Below are 21642 nucleotides of genomic sequence, written 5' to 3' on the forward strand. Positions count from 1 at the left end.
TAATAAGGGGCCCTTCCTCTACCGCAGGCGTTAAAAAGGGGCCCTTCCTTACACCCAGGCTCAGCGGCCCTGGTTGGCGACGGCGGCGGCAGCAGCCTTCGCCGCGTCCGGGTCCAGGTACGTCCCGCCGAGCACCTGCGGACGCAGGTCGGCGTCCAGGTCGTAGCGCAGCGGGATGCCGGTGGGGATGTTCAGCTTGGCGATCGCGTCGTCGGAGATCTGGTCGAGGTGCTTGACCAGGGCGCGCAGCGAGTTGCCGTGCGCCGCCACCAGCACCGTCCGGCCGGCCAGGATGTCCGGCACGATCGAGTCGTACCAGTAGGGCAGCATCCGTTCGACGACGTCCTTGAGGCACTCGGTGCGCGGCATCAGCTCGGTCGGCAGGAGCGCGTACCGGGGGTCGCCGACCTGCGACCACTCGTCGGCGTCGTCGATCGGCGGCGGCGGTGTGTCGTACGAGCGGCGCCAGAGCATGAACTGCTCCTCGCCGTACTCGTCGAGGGTCTGCTTCTTGTCCTTGCCCTGTAGGGCGCCGTAGTGGCGTTCGTTGAGCCGCCACGACCGGCGCACCGCGATCCAGTGCCGGTCGGCGGCGTTCAGCGCCAGTTCGGCGGTGCGGATGGCTCGGCGCATCAGGCTCGTGTGCACCACGTCCGGCAGCAGGTCGTGCTCGCGCAGCAGTTCGCCGCCGCGCCGCGCCTCGGCCTCTCCCTTGGTGGTCAGGTCGACGTCGACCCAGCCGGTGAAGAGGTTCTTGGCGTTCCAGTCGCTCTCGCCGTGCCGCAGCAGGACCAGCGTCCCGACGGTGGGCCCCTCGCTCGCAGTCATGCCGATCATCCTGCCGTACGGCGCGGGCGGACACGCGGCGACCTGTGGTGACGACCACCACGTGGAAAACCTGATGACCCAGACTCCGGCCCGGCACTAGGTTGTAAGGCGTCTTAAAGAGATCGGTCATTACCATTCGGGGGGCGTCGGGATGCGGACGGTACGGGGCTGGTTCCAGGACACGGCGGGTGGCCTGCCACGGACGTTCTGGTACCTCTGGGCCGGCACGCTGATCAACCGGCTCGGCTCGTTCGTCCTGATCTTCCTGGCCATCTACCTGACCCAGGAACGCGGCTTCTCCGCCTCCCAGGCCGGACTGGTGATCGGCCTCTGGGGCGCCGGCGGCGCGGTCGGCACCACCATCGGCGGCACCCTGACCGACCGCTGGGGACGGCGGCCCACGCTGCTCGTCGCGCACGTCGGCGCGGCGGGCATGATGATCGCGCTGGGCCTCGCCCGGCCGCTCTGGGCGGTCGCCGTGGGCGCGCTGCTGCTCGGCGCGTTCGCCGAGGCGGCCCGTCCGGCCTTCGGCGCGATGATGGTCGACGTGGTGCCGGACAAGGACCGGCTGCGCGCCTTCTCGCTGAACTACTGGGCGATCAACCTCGGCTTCGCCTGCGCCGCCGTACTCGCCGGCTTCGCCGCCCAGGGCAGCTACCTGCTGTTGTTCCTGGTGAACGCCACCACCACACTCGTGACTGCGCTCATCATCTTCGCCAAGGTCGGCGAGACCCGCGGCCCGGTCACCGCGCTCGGAGTCAAGGGGATGCCCGCGCCGGCCGGGGCGCTGCGCACCATCCTCGCCGACCGGGTGTTCCTCGGCTTCGTCGCGCTCAACCTGCTCGCCGCGCTGGTGTTCCTCCAGCACATCTCGATGCTGCCGATCGCGATGGGCGACTCCGGGCTCAGCCCCGCCACGTACGGCTCGGTGATCGCGCTGAACGGCGTGCTCATCGTGGTCGGCCAGCTGTTCGTACCCCGGGTCATCAAGGGCCGCAGCCGCTCGCACGTGCTGGCGCTCGCGGCGCTGGTGATGGGCGCCGGGTTCGGGCTCACCGCGTTCGCCGACACGGTCTGGCTCTACGGCCTGACCGTGCTGATCTGGACCGTCGGCGAGATGCTCAACTCGCCGTCGAACGCCACCCTGATCGCGGAGCTGTCCCCGGCCGCGCTGCGCGGCCGCTACCAGGGCGTCTTCTCGCTGTCCTGGCAGCTCGCCGGCGCCGCCGCGCCGATCCTCGGCGGCCTGGTCCGCGAGCACGCCGGCAACAGCACGCTCTGGCTCGGCTGCGCGGGCATCGGCGTCGTGGCGGCGGTCGCCCACCTGATCTCCGGCCCGGCCCGGGAGCGCCGCGCGGTCGCGCTGCGCGCCGTGGGCACGCCCGTCACGCCGGTCACCGCCACCGCCGCCCCGGCGCCCGAGGCGGGCGAGGCCGCGGCGACCGCACCCGCCACGCCGGTCCGGGCCGGTTCCTGAGTACGCCCCGACGCAGCCGCCCCGAGGGCTGCGGATACGGTACGGGACGGAATCGGTAAGGAAACCTTCCTGGAGGACTGGTGCACGGCCTGCGGCGCTGGTGGGACGACACGGCCGGCGGACTGCCGGCCACGTTCTGGTACCTCTGGTCCGGCCTGCTGATCAACCGGGCCGGCGCGTTCGCGCTGCTGTTCCTGTCGCTCTACCTGACCGCCGCGCGGGGCGCACCGCCGTCGCTGGCCGGGTTGGTGGTCGGCGCGTACGGGATCGGTGGTGCGGCCGGCACGCTGCTCGGCGGTGTGCTGGCCGACCGGTGGGGACGGCGGGCCACGCTGCTCGCCGCCCACCTGGCCGCCGCCGCCCTGATGACGGCGCTGGCGTTCAGCACGCACCTGGCGGCGATCGCCGTACTCGCCACGCTGGTCGGGGTGGCGCACTCGATGCCCAGCCCGGCGTTCGTGGCCGCCATCGTGGACGTGGTGCCCGAGGCGCGCCGCTCCCGCGCGTTCAACCTGCAGTTCTGGGCGTTCAACCTGGGCATGGCGGTGGCGTCGCTGCTGGCCGGGATCCTCGCCGAGGCGAGCTTCACGGCGCTGTTCCTGGTCGACGCCGGAGCCACGCTGGCGGCGGCGGTGGTGATCGCGCTGAAGGTGCCGGAGACGCTCACCCGGCGGCCGGCGCTCACGCCACGGGCGGTGGTGGGACGCCGTCCCGGGCTGCACACCGCGCTCACCGACCGCACGTTCCTGGTGTTCGTCGGGCTGACGTTCCTGCTGGCCGTGCTGACCATGCAGACCTCCACGATCATGCCGCTGGCGATGCGCGAGGACGGTCTGCGCCCGTCGGCGTACGGACTGGTGGTGGCGCTCGGCGGGGCGCTCATCGTGGTCGGGCAGTTGTTCGTGCCCCGGCTCATCGAGCCGTACCGAAAGTCGAGCGTGCTGGCCGTCTCCACCGGCCTGATGGCGCTCGGGTTCGGCGCGCTGACGGTGGCCGACGGGCTGCCGCTCTACCTCGGCGCGGCGGTGGTCTGGACGGTCGGGCAGATGCTCGCCGCGCCGCCGAACGCCCAGATCAACGCGGACCTCGCACCGCCCGAGCTGCGCGCCCGCTACCAGTCGGTGTTCTACCTGACGTTCCCGGCGGCGTCGTTCGTGGCGCCGGCGTTCGGCGGGCTCAGCCTGGAACACCTCGGCGAGCGGCACTGGCTGGTGGTGGGCGCGCTCGGCCTGCTGGCCGCCGCCGGGCACCTGCTGGCCGGGCCGCGCCGGGAGCGGCGGGTGGCCGCGCTGCGGGCCGCGGCGGCGGAACCGGTGACGTCCGCCCGCTGACGGGCTCGGAAGATGACAACGGCAGAGCGCCCACCCCGACCCCCGTCGAGATGGGCGCTCGTACCGTACGCCCGGCGGCGGCGGGCGACACTCACCCCCGTAAGCGTCGCCCGCTCGCGCCGCCGGTTCCACGGGCGGCACCGTCCCCCAACGGTGTGCTCCACCCGATCTTCGCGTCTCGCCTGCGCGGATCTGATCGATCCACCGCTCCCCCGAACGAAAACAAGCGTGACGCGGTGCAATAAAGTTAGTTCGCCCGGATTCCGGATTCAACCCAGAACGCTGTCTTGCCCGTCACAGCACCCGGGTCGGAAACCCGGCTGTCCGTGTCGTCGTCCCTGGAATGGCAAACACGGCGTTCCCGCCGGCCATTCCCGTAAACCTCAGCCGTCCTCGCGATTCGGGTTCTCGGTCCGGAAGAAGTTGCTCTGCCGGCCGTCCCGCATCTGCTCCTGGTAGATCAGGTTCAGCCGCCGCAGGTCGAACGTGCGGAACCAGTCGTCCCAGGTGATCTCGCGGATCCGGCTGCTCTCCCGGTACCCGGGGATGTTGAACGTCAGCACCCCGGCCCGGCCCTCGCGCTCGGTACCCGCGATGGTGGCGGGCTTCGCGCCCCGCGCCCGCGCCCAGCGCTGGATCACCTCGTGGTTCCGGGTGACCAGGCTCCGGCCCGGACGCTCCGGCCGGTCCGCGAGCGACGTGATGAGCTGCGACGATCCGATCGACCGGCTGGACGCCGGCCCACGGGTCGGCGCGGCCTGCGCGCCCGGCGCCTTCCGGGCCGGTGCCGCCTTGGCCCGCACCGGGGCCGCCTTGGCGCGCGAAGGAGCGGCCTTGGCCCTCGACGGAGTCGCCTTCGCCCGCGACGGGGCTGCCTTCGCCCGAGCGGGCGCGGCCTTCGCCCGAGCCGACGTCGCCTTGGCCCGAGCCGAGGTCGCCTTGGCGCGGGCGGGCGCCGCCTTGCGCGTACCCGTCGCCTTGGCCCGGGCGCCGGTGGCGCGTGCGGCCGGCGCGGCCTTCGCCGGCGACGTGGCGCTCCGGCGGGCCGACGTGGTCCGCTTCGCCGCAGTCGTCTTCTTCGCGGCGGTGCTCTTGCGGGTCGCCGACGGCCGACCGGCCGGGCCGGTGCTCCGCCGGGCGGCACCGCCCTCCCCGCGCATCGTTCGCGCCAGGGTCTTCACCAGTTCCGGCTTCCGCAGCGCGGAGATCCCGGAGACCCCGCGCCGCTTGAGCTGGCTGCGGAGGTCGTCCACCTTCATCCGGGAGATCGCCGACTCCGACACCCTCGGGGTGTTCGGCGTCTGATTGCCGGTTTGCCGCTTGGTCCGGGTCGCAGTCGTGCCGCGACCTGAGCTGTTGCGCTGAGCCATGGGACACGCTCCTCGACAGTCCGTCCTCGGCCCGCGGTGGGTCCCAGTGCTCCGCACCGCGCGGGGCGGCATACCCGTCAGGAGGACTCCGAACCTCCGGCGGACGATCCGGCAGCGGCGGAAGGCTCGAAGAGGTGCGCGAACGCGGCCAGGTTCGCTGTCGACTCGCCGCGCTTGACCCGCCACTCCCACTCCCGGCGGATGGCGGTGCCGAACCCGATCTCCAGCATGCTGTCGAACGACTCGTCCGCGTACGTCAGCACGGAACCGAGCAGCCGGTCCAGCTCGTCGGCGTCGATCCCGGCCAGGTTGACCCGCCCGGTCAGGTAGACGTCGCCGACCGCGTCGATGGAGAACGAGACGCCGTACATGCGGGCGTTGCGCTGGAGCAGCCACGCCCACAGCTCCTCGCGGCGCTCGTCCGGCTGGCGCATCACGAACGCCTCGACCCGCAGCGCGTGCTCACCCACGATCAGGTTGCAGATCGTCTTCAGCTTGTGCGTGCCGGGCAGCGTCACCGCGTACGACGCCTCGCCGGTGGACTCCCACTCCAGCTCGCGCTCCGCGCAGACGGACTCGATCAGCGCGGCGACCTCACTCCTGCGGCTCATCGCACCCACTCTACGACCGGCGTACCGGGGCCGCCCGGTGGCCGCTGGCGATCACCAGGAGCACAGCGCGGCCGGTTCGCCGAGCCGCCGCGCCAGCCGGGCCCGGTGCTCGGTGATCGCCTCCCCGTAGACAGCGAGCAGGCCGGAGGCGGTGCGGTGCCAGGAGAAGTCCCGGGCGTGCCGCTCGGCGCCGCGGCCCAGCGCGGCACGGCGTACCGGATCGGGCAGCAGGCGGGCCAGCGCGCGGGCCCAGTCGACCGGGTCGTGCCCGTCGATGAGCATGCCGCTGACGCCGTCGCGTACCGCCGTCACCAGGCCGCCCACGGCGGCGGCCAGCACCGGCGTGCCGCACGCCTGGGCCTCCAGCGCGACCAGGCCGAACGACTCGTTGTGCGACGGCACCGCGACCAGGTCGGCGGCGCGGTAGAGGGCGGGCAGGTCCGCGCCGGTCTGCGGCGGGAGGAAACGCACCCGGTCGGCGATGCCGAGCGCGTGCGCCAGCTCGATCAGGGCGGTGGGCCGGTCCAGGCCGCTGCCGCTGGGCCCGCCGCAGATCACCACGGTCAACTCGTCGGCCAGCGCCGGATCCCGCTCGCGCAGCGCGGCGGCGGCGCGCACCAGCACGTCCGGCGCCTTCAGCGGCTGGATCCGGCCGACGAACGCGACCACGTAACCGTCGGTCGGCAGGCCGAGCCGGCGGCGCGCGGCCCGGGTCGCGGCGTCCCGGTCACCCACCGCGGGACGGAACCGGTCCAGGTCGACGCCGGGTTCCACGATCGCCACCCGGTCCGGCTCGGCCGCGTACCGGTCGAGCAGGTCGCGGGCCTCCACCCGGGTGTTGGCGACCAGCCGGTCCGCCTCGGTGACCACCTGCTCCTCGCCGATCACCCGGGCCTTCGGCTCGGGACGGTCCCCGGCGGCCAGGCGGGCGTTCTTGACCTTGGCCAGGGTGTGCGCGGTGTGCACCAGCGGTACGCCCCAGCGCTCCTTGGCCAGCCAGCCGACCTGGCCGGAGAGCCAGTAGTGCGAGTGGATCAGGTCGTAGTGGCCCGGCGGACGGGCCGCCTCGGCCCGCAGCACCCCGGCGGTGAAGGCGCAGAGCTGACCGGGGAGTTCCTCCTTGGTCAGCCCCTCGAGCGGCCCGGCGGTGACGTGCCGGACGGACACCCCGGGCGCCACCTCGACCACCGGGGGCAGGTCACCGGCGGTGGCCCGGGTGAAGATCTCCACCTCGACGTCGGCCTCGGCCAGCCGCCGGGCCACCTCAAGGATGTAGACGTTCATGCCGCCCGCGTCACCGGTGCCGGGCTGGTGCAGCGGCGACGTGTGCACCGACAGGGTGGCGATACGGCGGGGCCGCGGCCACGGAAGGGCACCTCGCTGACGACCGACACCGGTGTGCAAATCCGCCACGTCCGCTCCCTCTGTCACGGTTGATGCCGTCCCGCACGACCGGCGCTTCTCGGTCAACCCGTGTGCCGGATGTCATCTTCCCCATCGGGGTACGGAAATGCTTTCCGCCGGGTCCCGGGCGTGACGGACCTCATCCCGCCGCACGGCCCGGCGGCGGGAGACAATGTCCGGATGACTTCAGTCGCCATCGTCACCGGGGCGTCCAGCGGGATCGGCGCGGCCACCGCCCGCCGGCTCGCCGCCGAGGGATTCCACGTGCTGGCCGCCGCCCGGCGTACCGACCGGCTGGCCGCGCTGGTCGCCCAGATCGAGGCGGCCGGCGGCGCGGCGACAGCGGTGGCCTGCGACGTGACCTCGGACGAGTCGGTGGCCGGCCTGGCCGCCGCCGCCGAGGCCGCCCCCGGGCCGGTCACGCTGCTGGTGAACAACGCCGGCGGCGCCCGCGGCCTGGACCCGGTCGAGACCGCCGACGTGGGCGACTGGCAATGGATGTACGACGTCAACGTGCTCGGCACGCTGCGCGTCACCAAGGCGCTGCTCCCGGCGCTGGAGCGCTCCGGCGCCGGCACGGTCGTGATCGTCAGCTCCACCGCCGGGCACGTGGTCTACGAGGGCGGCGGCGGCTACACGGCCGCCAAGCACGCGCAGACCGCGATCGCCGGCACGCTCCGGCTGGAGCTGTGCGGCCGCCCGGTCCGGGTGATCGAGATCGACCCCGGCATGGTGAAGACCGAGGAGTTCGGCCTGGTCCGCTTCGGCGGTGACACCGACCGGGCCGAGGCGGTCTACGCCGGAGTCGCCGAACCGCTGGTGGCCGACGACGTCGCCGACTGCGTGGCCTGGTGCGCGACCCGCCCGCAGCACGTCAACATCGACCAGCTCGTGGTCCGGCCGCTGGCCCAGGCCGCGCAGCACAAGGTGCACCGGACGTCCTAATGGAGCGTCCGCTCGGCGTGGCCACCCGGGGCACCACCAACCCCAACCGGCTCCGGCGGGTGGACAACTGGATCGTCGAGACCTGCGGCGACGCGCTGCGCGCCGCCGCCGACCCGCTCGTGGTGGACCTGGGCTACGGCGCCACCCCGGTCACCCCGGTCGAGCTGCGCGCGCGGCTGGCCGCCGGCGTCCGCGCCGACGTGCGGGTGGTCGGCCTGGAGATCGATCCGGTACGCGTCGCCGACGCCCTGCCCGCCGCCGACCCGCCCGGGCTGACGTTCGCCAGGGGCGGCTTCGAGCTGGCCGGACTGCGTCCCGCGCTGGTACGGGCGTTCAACGTGCTCCGCCAGTACGACGAGAGCGAGGTGGCCGACGCCTGGCACACCGTCACCGGGCGGCTCGCGCCGGACGGGCTGCTGGTCGAGGGCACCTGCGACGAGCTGGGACGGCTCGGCTCCTGGGTGCTGCTCGACGCCACCGGACCGCGCACGCTCACCCTGTCGGCGAAGCTGACCACGCTGGAGAGCCCTGCCACGCTCGCCGAGCGGCTGCCGAAGGCGCTGATCCACCGCAACGTGCCGGGTGAACGCGTCCACGACCTGATCGAGGCGCTGGAGCAGGCGTGGCGCTCGGCCGCCGGCTACGCCCCGTTCGGCCCCCGGCAGCGCTGGTTGCGGACGGTCGAGGCGGTGAAGGAGTCAGGCTGGCCGATCCAGGACACCCCCCGCACGTGGCGCCACGGCTACCTGACACTCCCCTGGCCCGCCGTAGCTCCCCGCTGACCCACCCGCCACCCCGCCGCCCGCCCGCGCCCGCCGCCCCGCCCCGCCCCGCCGATCTTGGACTTGTGGCGCCTCGAATGCCCGGTAAGCGCATTTCACGAGGTGCCACAACTCCAAGATCGGCAGAACCACCCTCCCGCGGAGCCCTCCCCGGACCATCGGCGCGTTGATCGCCGGGGCGAGGGGGGTCAGATGGTGCAGTTGATGAGGACGGGCTCGGGGTGGAGGGTTACGCCGAAACGGGACTGGACGCCGTCGCGGATCTCGCGCGCCAGCGCCACCAGCGCGGCCGTACTGGCGGTGCCGGAACGGTTCGTGAGCGCCAGCGTGTGCTTGCTGGAGATGGCGACGCCCTCCGGGCCCGCGTACCCCTTGCCGAACCCGGCCTTGTCGATCAGCCACGCCGCGCTGACCTTCACCGCGCCGTCGGCACCCGGCCAGTGCGGCGGCTCCCCCACGTCGGCGGCGCGTTCCCGCATCTGCTCGAACACCTCGCCCGGCAGCACCGGGTTGGTGAAGAACGAGCCCACCGACCAGGTGTCCGGGTCGGCCGGGTCGAGCACCATGCCCTTGCCGGCACGCAGCTTGCGCACTGTGGCGCGGGCGTCGGCGAGCGGCACCCGGTCGCCCACCTCGACGCCGAGCGCCCGGGCCAGTTCGGCGTAGCGGACCGGGCCGGACAGCGGGGACCGGGTGAGCCGGAAGTCGACGGTGAGCACCACCCAGCGGTCGCTGTACTTGAAGATGCTGCCGCGGTAGACGAACCCGCAGTCGGCGGCCGGGATGCGGACCACCCGGCGTTCCGTCCGGTCGTACGCCTCGACGGCGACGATCGTCTCGGCCACCTCCTGGCCGTACGCGCCGACGTTCTGGATCGGGGTCGCGCCGGCCGAGCCGGGGATGCCGGAGAGGCACTCCAGCCCGGACCAGCCGTGCTCGACGGTGGCGGCGACGAGGTCGTCCCACGGCTCGCCGGCTTCGACACGTACCGTGACGGTGTCGCCGTCCTCGGCCACGGCCCGGAACCCCCGGGAGCGGACGAGCACGACGGTGCCGGGGAAGCCCTGATCGCCGATCACGACGTTGCTGCCGCCGGCCAGCACCAGGACGGCCTGCTCGCGGGCTTCCGCTTCCTGCACCTTCAGCACGATCTGGGTGGCGTCCTCGGCGGTCTCCAGCCGCCCGGCGGGTCCGCCGAGCCGGAGCGTGGTGTAGCGCGCCAGGGTGGCCGGATCGGTCGGTTCACCGGCAGTAGCCGGTTCGGCGTAGACGTCTGACACGCCTTTCACCCTAGGCTGAGGGGTAGCCGGAGCACCCACTGGTGGCCCGGTCACCCCCGGGAGGATGGCGATGAGCAGACTGCACCACACGAAGGACTTCTGGATCGGCGCGCTGCGTACGGAGGGCCCCGCCTTCGCCGCGGCGGTGGCCGAGGCGCCGCCCGAGACACCCGTGCTGTCCTGTCCCGGCTGGACTGTCACCGACCTCGCTCATCACCTGACCCGCGTGTACGTCTGGGCGGGCACCGTGTTGTCCACGGGCGGCACCACGCGCCCGGAGCGGCACGACCCGGAGCCGCCGGCGGGTCTGACCGCGGCGCAGTGGTACGCGCAGGAGTACGAGCGGATCACCGCGCTGCTGGAGGCGACGGATCCGGAGGCGCCGGCCTGGAACTTCGCGCCCCAGCCGAAGAAGGCGGCCTTCTGGCCGCGCCGGATGGCGCACGAGACGGCCGTGCACCGCTGGGACGCCCAGCTCGCGATCGGTGCGGGTGATCCGATCGAGGCGAAGCTCGCGGCCGACGGGGTGAGCGAGGTACTGGACACCTGGCTGCCGGCGGGACGGCGGGTGCAGCCCGGGCAGTGGCGCGGCGTGGTGCAGTTGAACGCGACCGACGCGGCGCAGGAGTGGTACCTGCGGTTGCGGGGTGAGGGGGTCGCGCTGCTGGACACCGCGACGATCCTCGACCACGACGACCACCGCGCGCGGGCGCAGGTGTCGGGTACGGCGAGCGACCTGTTGCTGGCGCTGATGGGCCGGATCAGCTTCGACGCGCTGGACGTGGCGGGCGACCCGGCCCTGCTGGGGGGCCTGCGGGTCGGCTGACGACGGGCACCGGACGGAGAGGGGCGGCGGCCGTCCCTCTCCGTTTCTTTTCGAACAGCTCTGAGAGCGCTCTCTTGACAAGGTCCGGGACCCTCCACCACGCTGTCGTGAGAGCGCTCTCTTAGTTCCGGAACCGCCTTCCACCACCCGTTTCGACGACCCCGAGAGGTCAGGACAGCATGCTCACCTTCACGCGCCGCCGCCTGGCGGCGGTTGCAGTGGTCGCCGCCACCGCGCTGCTCGGCACCACCGCCTGCGGCGGCGGCGACGATGCCGCCGCCGACGGGCCGATAACGCTCACCGTCGACGTCTTCGGCCAGTTCGGTTACGCCGATCTCTACCAGGAGTACATGGCCAGCCACCCCGGCGTGAAGATCGTCGAGCGCGGCACCGGCGGCAACCTCGACGAGTACTCCCCGAAGCTCACCCAGTGGCTCGCCGCGGGCAAGGGCGCCGGTGACGTGGTCGCCATCGAGGAGGGCCTGCTCGTCGAGTACAAGGCCAACCCGCAGAACTTCGTCAACCTGCTCGACCACGGCGCGGCCGACCTGAAGGGCAACTTCCTCGACTGGAAGTGGAACCAGGGCCTCACCGCCGACGGCAAGCAGCTCATCGGCCTCGGCACTGACGTCGGCGGCATGGCGATGTGCTACCGCACCGACCTGTTCGCCAAGGCCGGTCTGCCCACCGACCGGGAGGCCGTGTCCAAGCTCTGGCCCACCTGGCAGGACTACATCAAGGTCGGCGAGCAGTTCACCGCGAAGAAGACCGGCGCGTCGTTCCTGGACGCCGCGACCAACACGTTCAACACGATCCTGCTCCAGACCGCCGGCAACAGCAGCGGCTACAGCTACTACGACACCGGCAACAACCTGGTCGTGGGCAGCAACCCGGCGGTGAAGCAGGCGTACGACACCACGATGGACATCATCGACTCGGGGCTGTCCGGCAAGTACGGCTCCTGGTCCGAGGAGTGGGTGTCGGCGTTCAAGCAGTCGAAGTTCGCCACCATCGCCTGCCCGGCCTGGATGACCGGCGTGATCGAGGGCAACGCGGGCGCCGCCGCCAAGGGCAAGTGGGACATCGCCCAGATCCCCGGCAACGGCGGCAACTGGGGCGGCTCGTTCCTCGCCGTGCCGAAGCAGAGCAAGCACCAGGCCGAGGCGATCGAGCTGGCCAAGTTCCTGACCAGCGCCAAGGGTCAGATCGGCGCGTTCAAGGCGAAGGGTCCCCTGCCCTCTTCGCCGCAGGCGCTGGAGGACCCGGCGATCATCGACTCGAAGAACGCCTACTTCTCCGAGGCGCCGGTCGGGAAGATCTTCGCCGAGGGCGCCAAGAGCCTGAAGCCGGTCTACATGGGACCGAAGAACCAGGCCGTACGCACCGAGGTCGAGAACGCCGTCCGCAGCGTCGAGCTGGGCAAGCGCTCACCGGAGCAGGGCTGGACCGACGCGGTCGCCAACGCCGAGAAGGCCGCCGCCAAGTAACCCGAGCAGCGCGTGCGGGCGGCCACCCGGCCACGGGGGCCGCCCGCACGGCGGAAAGGAGTCCCGGGTCATGGCCGTCCAGCTCGACGCCCGCCCGCCGGTCGCACCGGCACCCCGCCCCACCCGTCCCGGCCTGGGCAACCGGCTCAGCCGGATCGACACCAAGTACTCGCCGTACCTGTTCATCGCCCCGTTCTTCCTGCTGTTCGGCGTCTTCGGGGCGTACCCGCTGGCGTACACGTTCTGGGTCTCGCTGCACGACTGGGACCTGCTCGGCGCCGAGCACCCGTTCATCGGCTTCGACAACTACACGCAGCTGCTCGCCGACTCGGACTTCTGGCACTCGGTGGTCAACACGCTGGGCATCTTCGTGATCTCCACGGTGCCCCAGTTGCTCGCCGCGCTCTGGCTGGCCAACCTGCTCAACCGGCAGTTGCGCGCCCGGACCACCTGGCGGATGGCGGTGCTGATCCCGAACGTCACCTCGACCGCCGCCGTGGCGATCGTGTTCGCGGTGCTGTTCGGCCGCGAGTTCGGGATGATCAACTGGCTGCTCGACCACGTCGGGATCAACGCCATCGACTGGAAGGCGAACCGGTTCGCCGCGTGGGTCGCCATCTCCACCATGGTCGACTGGCGCTGGACCGGCTACAACGCGCTCATCTTCCTGGCCGCCATGCAGGCCATCCCCCGCGACCTGTACGAGTCGGCGGCGATCGACGGCGCCGGCCGGGCCCGCCAGTTCTGGTCCATCACGGTGCCGCTGCTCAAGCCGACGATCATCTTCGCGGTCATCATCTCCACCATCGGCGGCCTCCAGCTCTTCACCGAGCCGCGGATGTTCAACTCCGGCACCAACGCGATCCGCGGCGGGCCGCTGCGGGAGTCGCAGACGGTGACCATGTACATGTTCGAGAACGCCTTCGCGCCGCACTACAACTTCGGCTACGGCTCCGCCGTCGCCTGGCTGCTCTTCGCCCTGATCGCTGTGGTCGCGGCGATAAACGTCCTGCTCCTGCGCCGGCTCGGCGGCGGCTCCCGCAAGGAGGTCTCCCGATGACCCGCCTCTGGTCGGCCAGCCGGCTCACCTACCTGGCGCTGACGCTCTCCGCCGTCCTGTCGATCTTCCCGATCTACTGGATGTTCGTGGTGGCCAGCCGGACCAGCGACACGATGGGCCAGGTGCCGCCGCCGCTCACCCCGGGCGGCAACCTCGGCGCCAACATCGCCCGGCTGTTCGACAACACCGACGCGTACTTCCTGACCGGCCTGATCAACTCGGCGATCGTGGCCACCACAGTCACGATCTCGGTGGTGTTCTTCTCCACGCTGGCCGGGTTCGCGTTCGCCAAGCTGCGCTTCCGCGGGCGCAACGCGCTGCTGCTGGTCATCGTCGCCACCATGATGGTCCCCACCCAGCTCGGCGTGATCCCGCTCTACCTGCTCATGACGAAGCTGAACTGGAACGACAGGCTGCCCGCCGTGATCGTGCCGGCGCTTGTCACCGGCTTCGGCGTGTTCATGATGCGCCAGTACGCCGGCCAGGCCGTGAGCACCGAGCTGATCGAGGCGGCCCGGATGGACGGCTGCAACACCGCGCGGATCTACTGGAACGTGGTGCTGCCCGCGCTGCGCCCGGCCGCCGCCGTCCTCGGCCTGCTCACGTTCATGACCACCTGGAACGACTTCCTCTGGCCGTACGCGGTGCTGAACGACCCGGAGAACCCGACGGTCCAGCTGTCGCTGCGGGCCCTCTCCGACGGGTACTACCAGGACATGTCGCAGGTGTTCACCGGCACGGCCATCGCCACGCTGCCGCTGCTGCTGGTGTTCATCGTCTTCGGCCGCCAGATCATCGGCGGGATCATGGAAGGTGCGGTCAAGGCATGAGCAACGTCCGATTCCCGGAGGGCTTCGTCTGGGGCGGGGCCACCGCCGCGTACCAGATCGAGGGCGCCGCCCGCGACGACGGTCGCGGCCCGTCGATCTGGGACACCTTCAGCCGTACGCCGGGCGCGGTGTTCGCCGGCCACACCGGCGACGTGGCCTGCGACCACTACCACCGGTACGCCGAGGACGTCGCGCTGATGGCCGAGCTGGGGCTGCGGGCGTACCGGTTCTCGGTGTCCTGGCCCCGGGTGCGGCCCGACGGCACCGGCCCGGCCGAGCCGCGCGGGCTGGACTTCTACGACCGGCTGACCGACGCGCTGCTGGACGCCGGCCTCGACCCGATCGTCACGCTCTACCACTGGGACCTGCCGCAGGCGCTGGAGGACCGGGGCGGCTGGACGGTCCGGGAGACCGCCGAGCACTTCGCCGAGTACGCGCTCGCCGTGCACGGCCGCCTCGGCGACCGGGTCCGCACCTGGACCACGCTCAACGAGCCGTGGTGCTCGGCCTACCTCGGGTACGGCTCCGGGGTGCACGCGCCGGGACGCCGCGACGCCGGTGACGCGTTCCGGGCCGTACACCATCTGCTGCTCGGCCACGGCCTGGCCGCACGGGCGCTGCGCGCGGCCGGCGCGGAGACGCTCGGGATCACGCTCAACCTGGCCGACGTGCAGCCGGCGGACGCGGGCAGCGCCGCCGACGCCGAGGCGGTCCGGCTGGTCGACGGCCTGCACAACCGGATCTTCCTGGACCCGCTCACCGGCGGCGGCTACCCGGCGGACGTGCTGGCCCACGTCAGCCGGATCGTCACGCCGGACTTCATCAGGGACGGGGACGAGAAGCTGATCGCCGCGCCGCTGGACCTGCTGGGCCTGAACTACTACGCACCCACCTACGTGGCCGGGCGTGCGGGCGGCGCGGGCGGCGACGCGTACCCGGGGACCGCCGGGACCGTCGAGTTCCTGCCGCCGGCCGGGCCGCTGACCGACATGGGCTGGTCGATCGAGCCGGCCGGGCTGACCCGGCTGCTGGAACGCGTGGCTGCCGACCATCCCGGACTACCTCTGATGATCACCGAGAACGGCGGGGCGTTCCCCGACACCGGCCTCGACGAGCAGGGCAGGGTGGCCGACGCCGACCGGGTCGCCTACCTCGACGGGCACCTGCGCGCGGCACACGAAGCCATCGCCCGCGGCGTGGACCTGCGCGGTTATCTCGTATGGTCGGTGCTGGACAACTTCGAATGGGCCGAGGGTTACCGGAAGCGGTTCGGGATCGTCCACGTCGACTACCTGACCCAGCGGCGCACACCAAAGCACAGCGCCCGCTGGTACCAGGAGGTGATCGCCCGGAACGGGCTGTGACGAGGTGGTGGTTACGGGGATGACGACGGCACAGCGACCGACCCTGGAGGCGGTGGCCCGGCTGGCCGGCGTGTCCCGGGCCACCGTCTCCCGGGTGGTGAACGGCTCGACCACTGTCGCCGAGCCGATCCGGCAGGCGGTACGCCGGGCGGTCGAGGAACTCGGGTACGTCCCGAACCTCGCCGCCCGCAGCCTGGTCACCCAGCGGACCGACTCGGTCGCGCTGGTGATGCCCGAGGCGGCCACCCGGGTGTTCTCCGACGACCAGGTGTTCCCGGGCATCATCCGGGGCGCGGCACAGGAGCTGGAGGCGGCGGACAAGCAGCTCGTGCTGATGCTCGCCGGTTCGCCGGCCGGGCACGAACGGGTCGAGCGGTACACCACCGGGCGGCACGTCGACGGGGTGCTGTTCGCCTCGCTGCACGGCGAGGACCCGCTGCCCGGCCGGCTGGCCCGGCTCGGCATCCCGGTGGTGTGCAGCGGGCGGCCGCTCGACGGCGCCGACGTGCCGTACGTGGACGTCGACCACGAGGGCGGCGTCAGCGCGGCGGTGCGGCACCTGATCGCGAGCGGACGTCGGCGGATCGCCACCATCGCCGGGCCGCAGGACATGGTCGCCGGAATCGAGCGGCTGATCGGCTACCGCAGCGCGATCACCGAGGCCGGGCTGCCGGAACTGGTCGCGTACGGCGACTTCACCCGCGAGTCCGGCACCGCCGCGATGCGCGAACTGCTCGCCGCCGACCCGGAACTGGACGCCGTGTTCGCCGCCTCCGACCTGATGGCGCACGCCGCCCTGCGGTCGCTGCGGGAGGCCGGGCGGCGGGTGCCCGAGGACGTGGCGGTGATCGGGTTCGACGACATCGAGACGGCCGCGTACACCGAGCCGCCGCTGACCACGGTGCGGCAGCCGATAGTGGAGCTGGGCCGGTCGATGACCCGGCAACTGCTGCGCATCGCCGCGGGCGAGCAGGTCGAGCAGGCGCTGGTGCTGCCCACCGAGCTGGTGCTGCGCGAGTCCGCGTAAGGAAGGGCCCCCTCTTAACGCCTCATGTAGAGGAGGGGGCCCCTATTAACAGCCCGCCGGGTGACAGCCCGCCGCGCGTTAACCGGTCGCGGCGCGGAGAGCGGCGGGGCTAGGGTCCGCCGGATGAGTGCAGCCGAGATCCGCCCTGCCCGCCCCGACGACGCGCCCGCCGTGGTGGCGTTGCGCGCGCTCGTCTTCCCCTATCTGGTGCGCGGCGTCGAGTCGACCCGCCGCATGATCGCCGAACCACCGCCGGGCGAGGACTGGGCGGCCTGGGTCGCCGAGGCGGACGGGCAGGTGGTGGGCTGGGCGTCGGCGTACCGCAACACGCAGACCTCGACGCCCGGCGTGGGCGAGATCGCCACGCTGCACGTCCATCCGGAGCACCGCCGCCGGGGCACCGGCACCTCGCTGTTCGACACCGCGCTCAACCACCTGCGGACGCTCGGCACCACGCGGGTACTGACCCATGCGCGTACCGAGTCGCTGCCGTTCGCGCAGCGGCAGGGCTTCACGCCGAGCCGGGAGCTGCGCTACTCGGCACTGGACCTGAGCACCGCCCCGCCGATGCCGCAGCCGCCGCCGGGCGTACGGCTGGTGTCCGCCGCCGGGCTCGACCCGCGTCAGGTGCACCGGGTCGACGCCGAGGCCTCCCGGGACGAACCGGGCGACGTGCCGACTGATGCGCTCGACTTCGACCTGTGGCGGCACGAGTGCTGGGACAACCCCGGGCTGGACCGGGAGGCGAGCACGCTCGCCGAGGTGGACGGCGACCTGGTCGCGCTGAGCCTGGTCAAGCGGGACGGCGACCGGATGTGGTCGGACTTCACCGGCACGCTGCCCGCGTACCGGGGACGCGGACTGGCCCGGCTGGCCAAGCAGGCCGCGCTGCACACCGCCGCCGCTCGCGGGGTACGCACCGCGTACACCTCGAACGACGAGGCGAACGTGCCGATGCTGGCGGTGAACGAGCGGCTCGGCTACCGGCCGGTGGACAGCCAGTGGTCGTGCCGGCGCACGCTCAGCTGAGCCCGGCGGCCACCCGCACCGCTGTCGCGTACGTGTCGGCGCCGAACAGCACCAGCCGGGCTTCGGTGACGTGTTCCGGGGTGGCCGCGTGCAGCACGGTGAGCGCCTGCGCCACCGCGTCGTCGACCGGCCAGCCGTAGATCCCGGCGGAGATCAGCGGGAACGCGATCCGGGTGGCGCCCAGCCCGTCGGCGACGCGCAGGCTGTTGGCGTAGCAGTCGCGCAGCAGCGCCGACCGGTCCTCGCCCGGCGAGAAGACCGGCCCGACCGTGTGCACCACCCAGCGGGCGGGCAGGTTGCCGGCGGTGGTGGCGACGGCCTGGCCGGTGGGCAGCCCGCGCCCGTAGCGGGAGGCGCGCAGCGCCCGGCACTCCTCCAGGATCGCCGGGCCGCCGCGCCGGTGGATCGCGCCGTCCACTCCCCCGCCGCCGAGCAGCGACGAGTTGGCGGCGTTGACGATCGCGTCGACCTGCTGCGCGGTGATGTCCCCCTCGATCAGGACGGTGTCCATCTCAGCTCTCCTCGATCGGCTGGCCCAGCGAGCGGCGGGCCAGCAGCGCGGCCCCGGCGACGGCGGCCGGCATGACCAGCACCGCGCCGAGCGGGATCAGGAAGCACAGGAAGACCGCCACCCCGAAACCGAGCGCTGTCGGGCGGTCGGCCCGCAGCCGCGCCCGCCGGTCCGGCAGCCGCATCCCCCGCCGGTAGAACGGCGCGCCGACCAGCTCCAGCGCCAGGAACCAGCCACCCACCAGGGCACCGACCACCGGGACCACCGTCTGTCCCACCACCGGGATGAAACCGGCGGCGAACAGAGGTACGCCGATCAGCGCGGACAGCGCCACCAGGCGCAGCGAGTCGGCGAGGCTGCGTCGCAGCGAGGACCAGAACGGCACGTCCACCGCGCCGGGGGTGCCGCCGAGCCGGTCCTCGACCCGTTCCGAGATCGCCTCGTAGAACGGGTCACCGATGACGAGCGTGACGGCGGTGAACGTGAGCACCCCGACCAGCCCGGCGACCCCGACCACCGCCAGCCCGGCGGCGACCCGCAGCAGCCCGCGCCAGGGCGACGACCAGTCGTCGGCGAACGGGGTGAGCCAGCCCGCCAGGTCGTCCACGAAGTAGAGCAGCGTGGCGAACAGGGCCACGTAGAGCGCGCCGGTGATCAGCGCCGGGATCACGCCGAGCAGCATCAGCTTCGGGCTGCGGACGTACATGCCGAAGCCGCGCAGCAGCAGCCCGGCGCCGCCGAGGAAGCGGGAGGCCGCGCCGGTGACCGGCGCGATCGTACGGGAGGCGTTCACGACGGCACAGCCTAGTGGGCAGGTGCACCACAATGGGCGGGTGCGTGCGTCCCGGCTGATCTCGCTTGTGCTGCTGCTCCAGTCGCGGGAGACGATGACCGCCGCCGAGCTGGCACGCGAGCTGGAGGTGTCCGAGCGGACCGTCTACCGGGACGTGCTGGCGCTCTCCGCCGCCGGTGTCCCGGTGTACGCGGACCGGGGCCGGGCCGGCGGCTACCGGCTGCTGGGCGGCTACCGGACCCGGCTGACCGGGTTGAGCCGGGACGAGGCCGAGGCGCTGTTCCTGGCCGGGTTGCCCGGACCCGCCGGTGACATGGGACTGGCCGACTCCGTGGCCGCCGCCGAGCTGAAGGTGCTGGCCGCGCTGCCGCCGAGCCTGCGGGACGCGCCGGCCCGCACCGGGCAGCGGTTCCACCTCGACGTGCCGGGCTGGTTCCGGGAGACCGCGCCGCCGCCGGCCCTCGCCGAGCTGGCCCGGGCGGTCTGGCGGGACCTGATGGTGGAGCTGCGCTACCGGCGCGGGGACCGGGAGGTGACCCGCACGCTGGCGCCGTACGGGCTGGTGCTGAAGAACGGGGTCTGGTACCTGGTCGGCCGGGTCGGCGACGGCTGGCGGACGTACCGGGTGGACCGGGTGGTGGCGGTCGAGGTGGGCACCGACGACTTCGAGCGGGACGAGGACTTCGACCTCGGGGCGTACTGGCGGGAGCAGGCGGGCGCGTTCCTGCGGGAGCTGCTGCGGGAGCGGGTGACGGTGCGGCTGGGCCCGGCCGGGTTGCGGGCGCTGCGGCGCCTGGTGGACGCGCCGTTCGTCTACACCGAGGCGGTGGACGCGGCCGGGCCGCCGGACGAGCAGGGCCGGCTGGTGCTGCGGCTGCCCGTCGAGTCGGTCGACGTCGCGTACGGCCAGTTGCTGGCGCTGGGCCCGGAGGTGGAGGTGCTGGCGCCGCCGCGGCTGCGGGCACGCTTCGCCGAGGCGGCCCGCCGCGCGGCGGCGCTCTACACCGATCCGCCGTCCGACGATCAGCGGTAGCCGTCCGGGTCGGCCGGCTTGCCCGGCTTGACCACCTCCTCGTAATAGCGGGCCCAGTGCGGGCGGCTGCCGTCGACGTCGGTGAATCCGTACACCTGGGCCAGGCCGCCGCTGTCCAGCGACTGCCCGTTCCAGCGGGCCCGGTCCGGGTCGGCGGCCAGGGCGGCGACCGCGCGCCCGACGAACGCCGGCGTCTCCGACATGACGAAGTGCGGTTCGGTAGTCGCGCCCTCGCGCCAGTTGGCCTCGGTGACGCCGTAGTGTTCGAGCATCGCCTCGGAACGCAGCCAGCCCGGCGTGAGCGCGACGGCGGTGCAGCCGTGCGGGGCCAGCTCGTGCGCCTGGCTGAAGCCGAGCCGGTTCACCGACACCTTCGCCAGGTCGTAGAACACCGACAGGCGGTACTCCCTGTCGTTGTGCTCCTTGGTGCCGTCGCCGACCTCGACGACCAGCCCGCCCGGGTTGCGGATCAGCAGCGGCAGCGCGAAGTGGCTGGTGATGATGTGCGTGTCGACAGCCAGCCGCAGCGTGCGGAAACCGGCGTCGAGCGGCTGCTCCCAGACCGGCTTCTCCCAGGTGATCAGCGGGTCCGCGCCCCAGACATCGTTCACCAGCACGTCGAGGCGGCCCTGTTCGGCGTCGATCCGCTCGACCAGGCGGCGTACCTGCTCGGGGTCGAGGTGGTCGACGGCGACGGCGATGCCGGTGCCTCCGGCGGCGGTGACCAGCTCGGCGGTCTCCTCGATCGTCTCCGGCCGGTCCATCTCGGAGCGGCGCTCGCGGGTGGTGCGGCCGGTGGCGTAGACGGTGGCCCCGGCGGCGCCGAGCTGCACGGCGATCTGCCGGCCGGCGCCCCGGGTCGCGCCCGCGACGAGCGCGACAGTTCCGGTCAGTGGTGAGTTCATGGGATCACCGTGTCAGCGATACCTGACAGCGGAAGTCCGGTTTCCCGAACGAACCGAATAGGCGATCATCACCGGTATGCACCTGCTGCTGTCCGGGATCGTCGGTTCGGTCGCGTACGGGCTGGCCGGTCCCGGCTCGGACACCGACCGGATCGGCGTGTTCGCCGCGCCCACAGTCGCGTTCCACGGCCTGCGCCCGCCGCGCGAGTCGGTGGTCACCACCGACCCGGACGTCACGCTGCACGAGGCCCGCAAGTACGCGCTGCTGGCGCTGAGCGGCAACCCGACCGCCACCGAGCTGATGTGGCTGCCCGAGGACTGCTACGAGACACGTACCGGGTTCGGCGAGGAGCTGATCGCGATCCGCTCGGCGTTCCTCAGCGCGCCCCGGGTCCGCGACGCCTACCTCGGGTACGCCTCGCAGCAGTTCCGCAAGCTCGCCACCGCTCCGGCGGACAGCGGCGGGCGGCGACGCTCGGCGAAGCACGCCCGGCACCTGGCCCGGCTGCTGCACCAGGGCCGGGCGCTGTACGCGACAGGCGTACTGGAGATCCGCCTCGTCGACCCGGAGTGGTTCCGCGCGTTCGGCGAACGGGTCGCCGGTGGCGCGCTGGACGAGGCGCAGGCCCTGGTGTCGGCCGCCGAGGCGGAGTTCGACCGGACCCGCTCGCCGCTGCCGGAGCGCCCGGACGAGGAGACAGTGGAACGGTGGCTGCTCGCCGTCCGGGCGGCGTACCTGCCGCGCTGAG

General features: G+C 72.7%; 21 protein-coding genes. 13 read left to right on the plus strand and 8 right to left on the minus strand.

Going from position 1 to position 21642, the window contains the following annotated elements:
- Positions 1-60: 60 nt before the first annotated feature.
- Positions 61-828, minus strand: a complete 768-nt coding sequence (locus ACPCK6_RS12360; RefSeq protein WP_423481165.1) for a phosphoglyceromutase — start codon at positions 826-828, stop codon at positions 61-63.
- 151 nt (positions 829-979) lie between these two features.
- Between ACPCK6_RS12360 and ACPCK6_RS12365 the strand changes: the two genes are divergently transcribed.
- Positions 980-2305, plus strand: a complete 1326-nt coding sequence (locus tag ACPCK6_RS12365; protein ID WP_423481166.1) for an MDR family MFS transporter — start codon at positions 980-982, stop codon at positions 2303-2305.
- An 80-nt stretch (positions 2306-2385) separates the two neighbouring features.
- Positions 2386-3636 carry an MFS transporter gene (locus ACPCK6_RS12370; RefSeq protein WP_423481167.1) on the plus strand — a complete coding sequence of 417 codons (1251 nt, stop codon included), beginning with the start codon at positions 2386-2388 and terminating at the stop codon, positions 3634-3636.
- A gap of 383 nt (positions 3637-4019) precedes the next feature.
- On the opposite strand, the gene ACPCK6_RS12375 is transcribed toward ACPCK6_RS12370, so the two are convergent.
- From ACPCK6_RS12375 to mshA, 3 genes are all read right to left on the minus strand, one after another.
- Positions 4020-4919 carry a hypothetical protein gene (locus ACPCK6_RS12375; RefSeq protein ID WP_423481201.1) on the minus strand — a complete coding sequence of 300 codons (900 nt, stop codon included), beginning with the start codon at positions 4917-4919 and terminating at the stop codon, positions 4020-4022.
- A 164-nt stretch (positions 4920-5083) separates the two neighbouring features.
- Positions 5084-5617 carry a type III secretion system chaperone family protein gene (locus tag ACPCK6_RS12380; protein ID WP_396881007.1) on the minus strand — a complete coding sequence of 178 codons (534 nt, stop codon included), beginning with the start codon at positions 5615-5617 and terminating at the stop codon, positions 5084-5086.
- Between the two features lie 51 nt (positions 5618-5668).
- Entirely contained in the window at positions 5669-7030 is a 1362-nt protein-coding gene (mshA, locus tag ACPCK6_RS12385; RefSeq protein ID WP_396881006.1) for a D-inositol-3-phosphate glycosyltransferase, read from the minus strand.
- Between the two features lie 171 nt (positions 7031-7201).
- On the opposite strand from mshA, the gene ACPCK6_RS12390 reads away from it, so the two are divergent.
- Positions 7202-7966, plus strand: a complete 765-nt coding sequence (locus tag ACPCK6_RS12390; protein WP_396881005.1) for an SDR family NAD(P)-dependent oxidoreductase — start codon at positions 7202-7204, stop codon at positions 7964-7966.
- Positions 7966-8748, plus strand: a complete 783-nt coding sequence (locus tag ACPCK6_RS12395) for a class I SAM-dependent methyltransferase (protein WP_396881004.1) — start codon at positions 7966-7968, stop codon at positions 8746-8748. The genes ACPCK6_RS12390 and ACPCK6_RS12395 overlap by 1 nt, the downstream gene beginning before the upstream one ends.
- A 188-nt stretch (positions 8749-8936) precedes the next feature.
- On the opposite strand, the gene ACPCK6_RS12400 is transcribed toward ACPCK6_RS12395, so the two are convergent.
- A complete protein-coding gene (locus ACPCK6_RS12400; RefSeq protein WP_423481168.1) occupies positions 8937-10028 on the minus strand; it encodes a UDP-N-acetylmuramate dehydrogenase in 1092 nt (363 codons plus the stop codon).
- Positions 10029-10098: 70 nt separating this feature from the next.
- Here ACPCK6_RS12400 and ACPCK6_RS12405 point away from each other — a divergent pair, with 70 nt between their 5' ends.
- The 7 genes from ACPCK6_RS12405 (at position 10099) to ACPCK6_RS12435 (ending at position 17651) form a co-directional block, all read left to right on the plus strand.
- Positions 10099-10854, plus strand: coding sequence for a maleylpyruvate isomerase family mycothiol-dependent enzyme (locus ACPCK6_RS12405; protein WP_396881002.1), 756 nt, complete (start codon positions 10099-10101; stop codon positions 10852-10854).
- 179 nt (positions 10855-11033) lie between these two features.
- The gene (locus ACPCK6_RS12410) at positions 11034-12341 is read left to right on the plus strand and encodes an ABC transporter substrate-binding protein (RefSeq protein WP_120572942.1); all 1308 of its coding nucleotides are present in this window, start codon (positions 11034-11036) and stop codon (positions 12339-12341) included.
- 70 nt (positions 12342-12411) lie between these two features.
- The gene (locus ACPCK6_RS12415) at positions 12412-13401 is read left to right on the plus strand and encodes a carbohydrate ABC transporter permease (RefSeq protein ID WP_013288789.1); all 990 of its coding nucleotides are present in this window, start codon (positions 12412-12414) and stop codon (positions 13399-13401) included.
- Positions 13398-14231, plus strand: coding sequence for a carbohydrate ABC transporter permease (locus tag ACPCK6_RS12420; protein WP_030504579.1), 834 nt, complete (start codon positions 13398-13400; stop codon positions 14229-14231). The genes ACPCK6_RS12415 and ACPCK6_RS12420 overlap by 4 nt, the downstream gene beginning before the upstream one ends.
- A complete protein-coding gene (locus ACPCK6_RS12425; RefSeq protein ID WP_423481169.1) occupies positions 14228-15595 on the plus strand; it encodes a GH1 family beta-glucosidase in 1368 nt (455 codons plus the stop codon). The genes ACPCK6_RS12420 and ACPCK6_RS12425 overlap by 4 nt, the downstream gene beginning before the upstream one ends.
- A 19-nt stretch (positions 15596-15614) precedes the next feature.
- Positions 15615-16622: a LacI family DNA-binding transcriptional regulator gene (locus tag ACPCK6_RS12430; protein WP_396881000.1), complete on the plus strand. Its 1008-nt coding sequence runs from the start codon at positions 15615-15617 to the stop codon at positions 16620-16622.
- Positions 16623-16745: 123 nt separating this feature from the next.
- Positions 16746-17651 carry a GNAT family N-acetyltransferase gene (locus ACPCK6_RS12435; RefSeq protein ID WP_423481170.1) on the plus strand — a complete coding sequence of 302 codons (906 nt, stop codon included), beginning with the start codon at positions 16746-16748 and terminating at the stop codon, positions 17649-17651.
- Here ACPCK6_RS12435 and ACPCK6_RS12440 read toward each other — a convergent pair.
- Together ACPCK6_RS12440 and ACPCK6_RS12445 are read right to left on the minus strand one after the other, a co-directional pair.
- Positions 17644-18162, minus strand: coding sequence for an O-acetyl-ADP-ribose deacetylase (locus ACPCK6_RS12440; protein WP_396880998.1), 519 nt, complete (start codon positions 18160-18162; stop codon positions 17644-17646). The two genes, ACPCK6_RS12435 and ACPCK6_RS12440, sit on opposite strands and share 8 nt — an antisense overlap.
- Before the next feature lies 1 nt (position 18163).
- On the minus strand, positions 18164-18955 hold the full coding sequence (locus ACPCK6_RS12445; protein WP_396880997.1) for an EI24 domain-containing protein: 792 nt from the start codon (positions 18953-18955) through the stop codon (positions 18164-18166).
- 40 nt (positions 18956-18995) lie between these two features.
- Here ACPCK6_RS12445 and ACPCK6_RS12450 point away from each other — a divergent pair, with 40 nt between their 5' ends.
- Positions 18996-19988, plus strand: a complete 993-nt coding sequence (locus ACPCK6_RS12450) for a helix-turn-helix transcriptional regulator (RefSeq protein ID WP_423481171.1) — start codon at positions 18996-18998, stop codon at positions 19986-19988.
- On the opposite strand, the gene ACPCK6_RS12455 is transcribed toward ACPCK6_RS12450, so the two are convergent.
- Complete coding sequence (locus tag ACPCK6_RS12455; RefSeq protein WP_423481172.1) at positions 19979-20893, minus strand: SDR family oxidoreductase; 915 nt, start codon at positions 20891-20893, stop codon at positions 19979-19981. The two genes, ACPCK6_RS12450 and ACPCK6_RS12455, sit on opposite strands and share 10 nt — an antisense overlap.
- 76 nt (positions 20894-20969) lie before the next feature.
- Here ACPCK6_RS12455 and ACPCK6_RS12460 point away from each other — a divergent pair, with 76 nt between their 5' ends.
- Positions 20970-21641, plus strand: a complete 672-nt coding sequence (locus ACPCK6_RS12460) for a nucleotidyltransferase domain-containing protein (protein ID WP_423481173.1) — start codon at positions 20970-20972, stop codon at positions 21639-21641.
- The last annotated feature ends 1 nt before the right edge of the window (position 21642 follow it).

This window comes from Micromonospora sp. AB353 (assembly GCF_049538395.1).
Taxonomy (GTDB): Bacteria; Actinomycetota; Actinomycetes; order Mycobacteriales; family Micromonosporaceae; genus Micromonospora; species Micromonospora aurantiaca.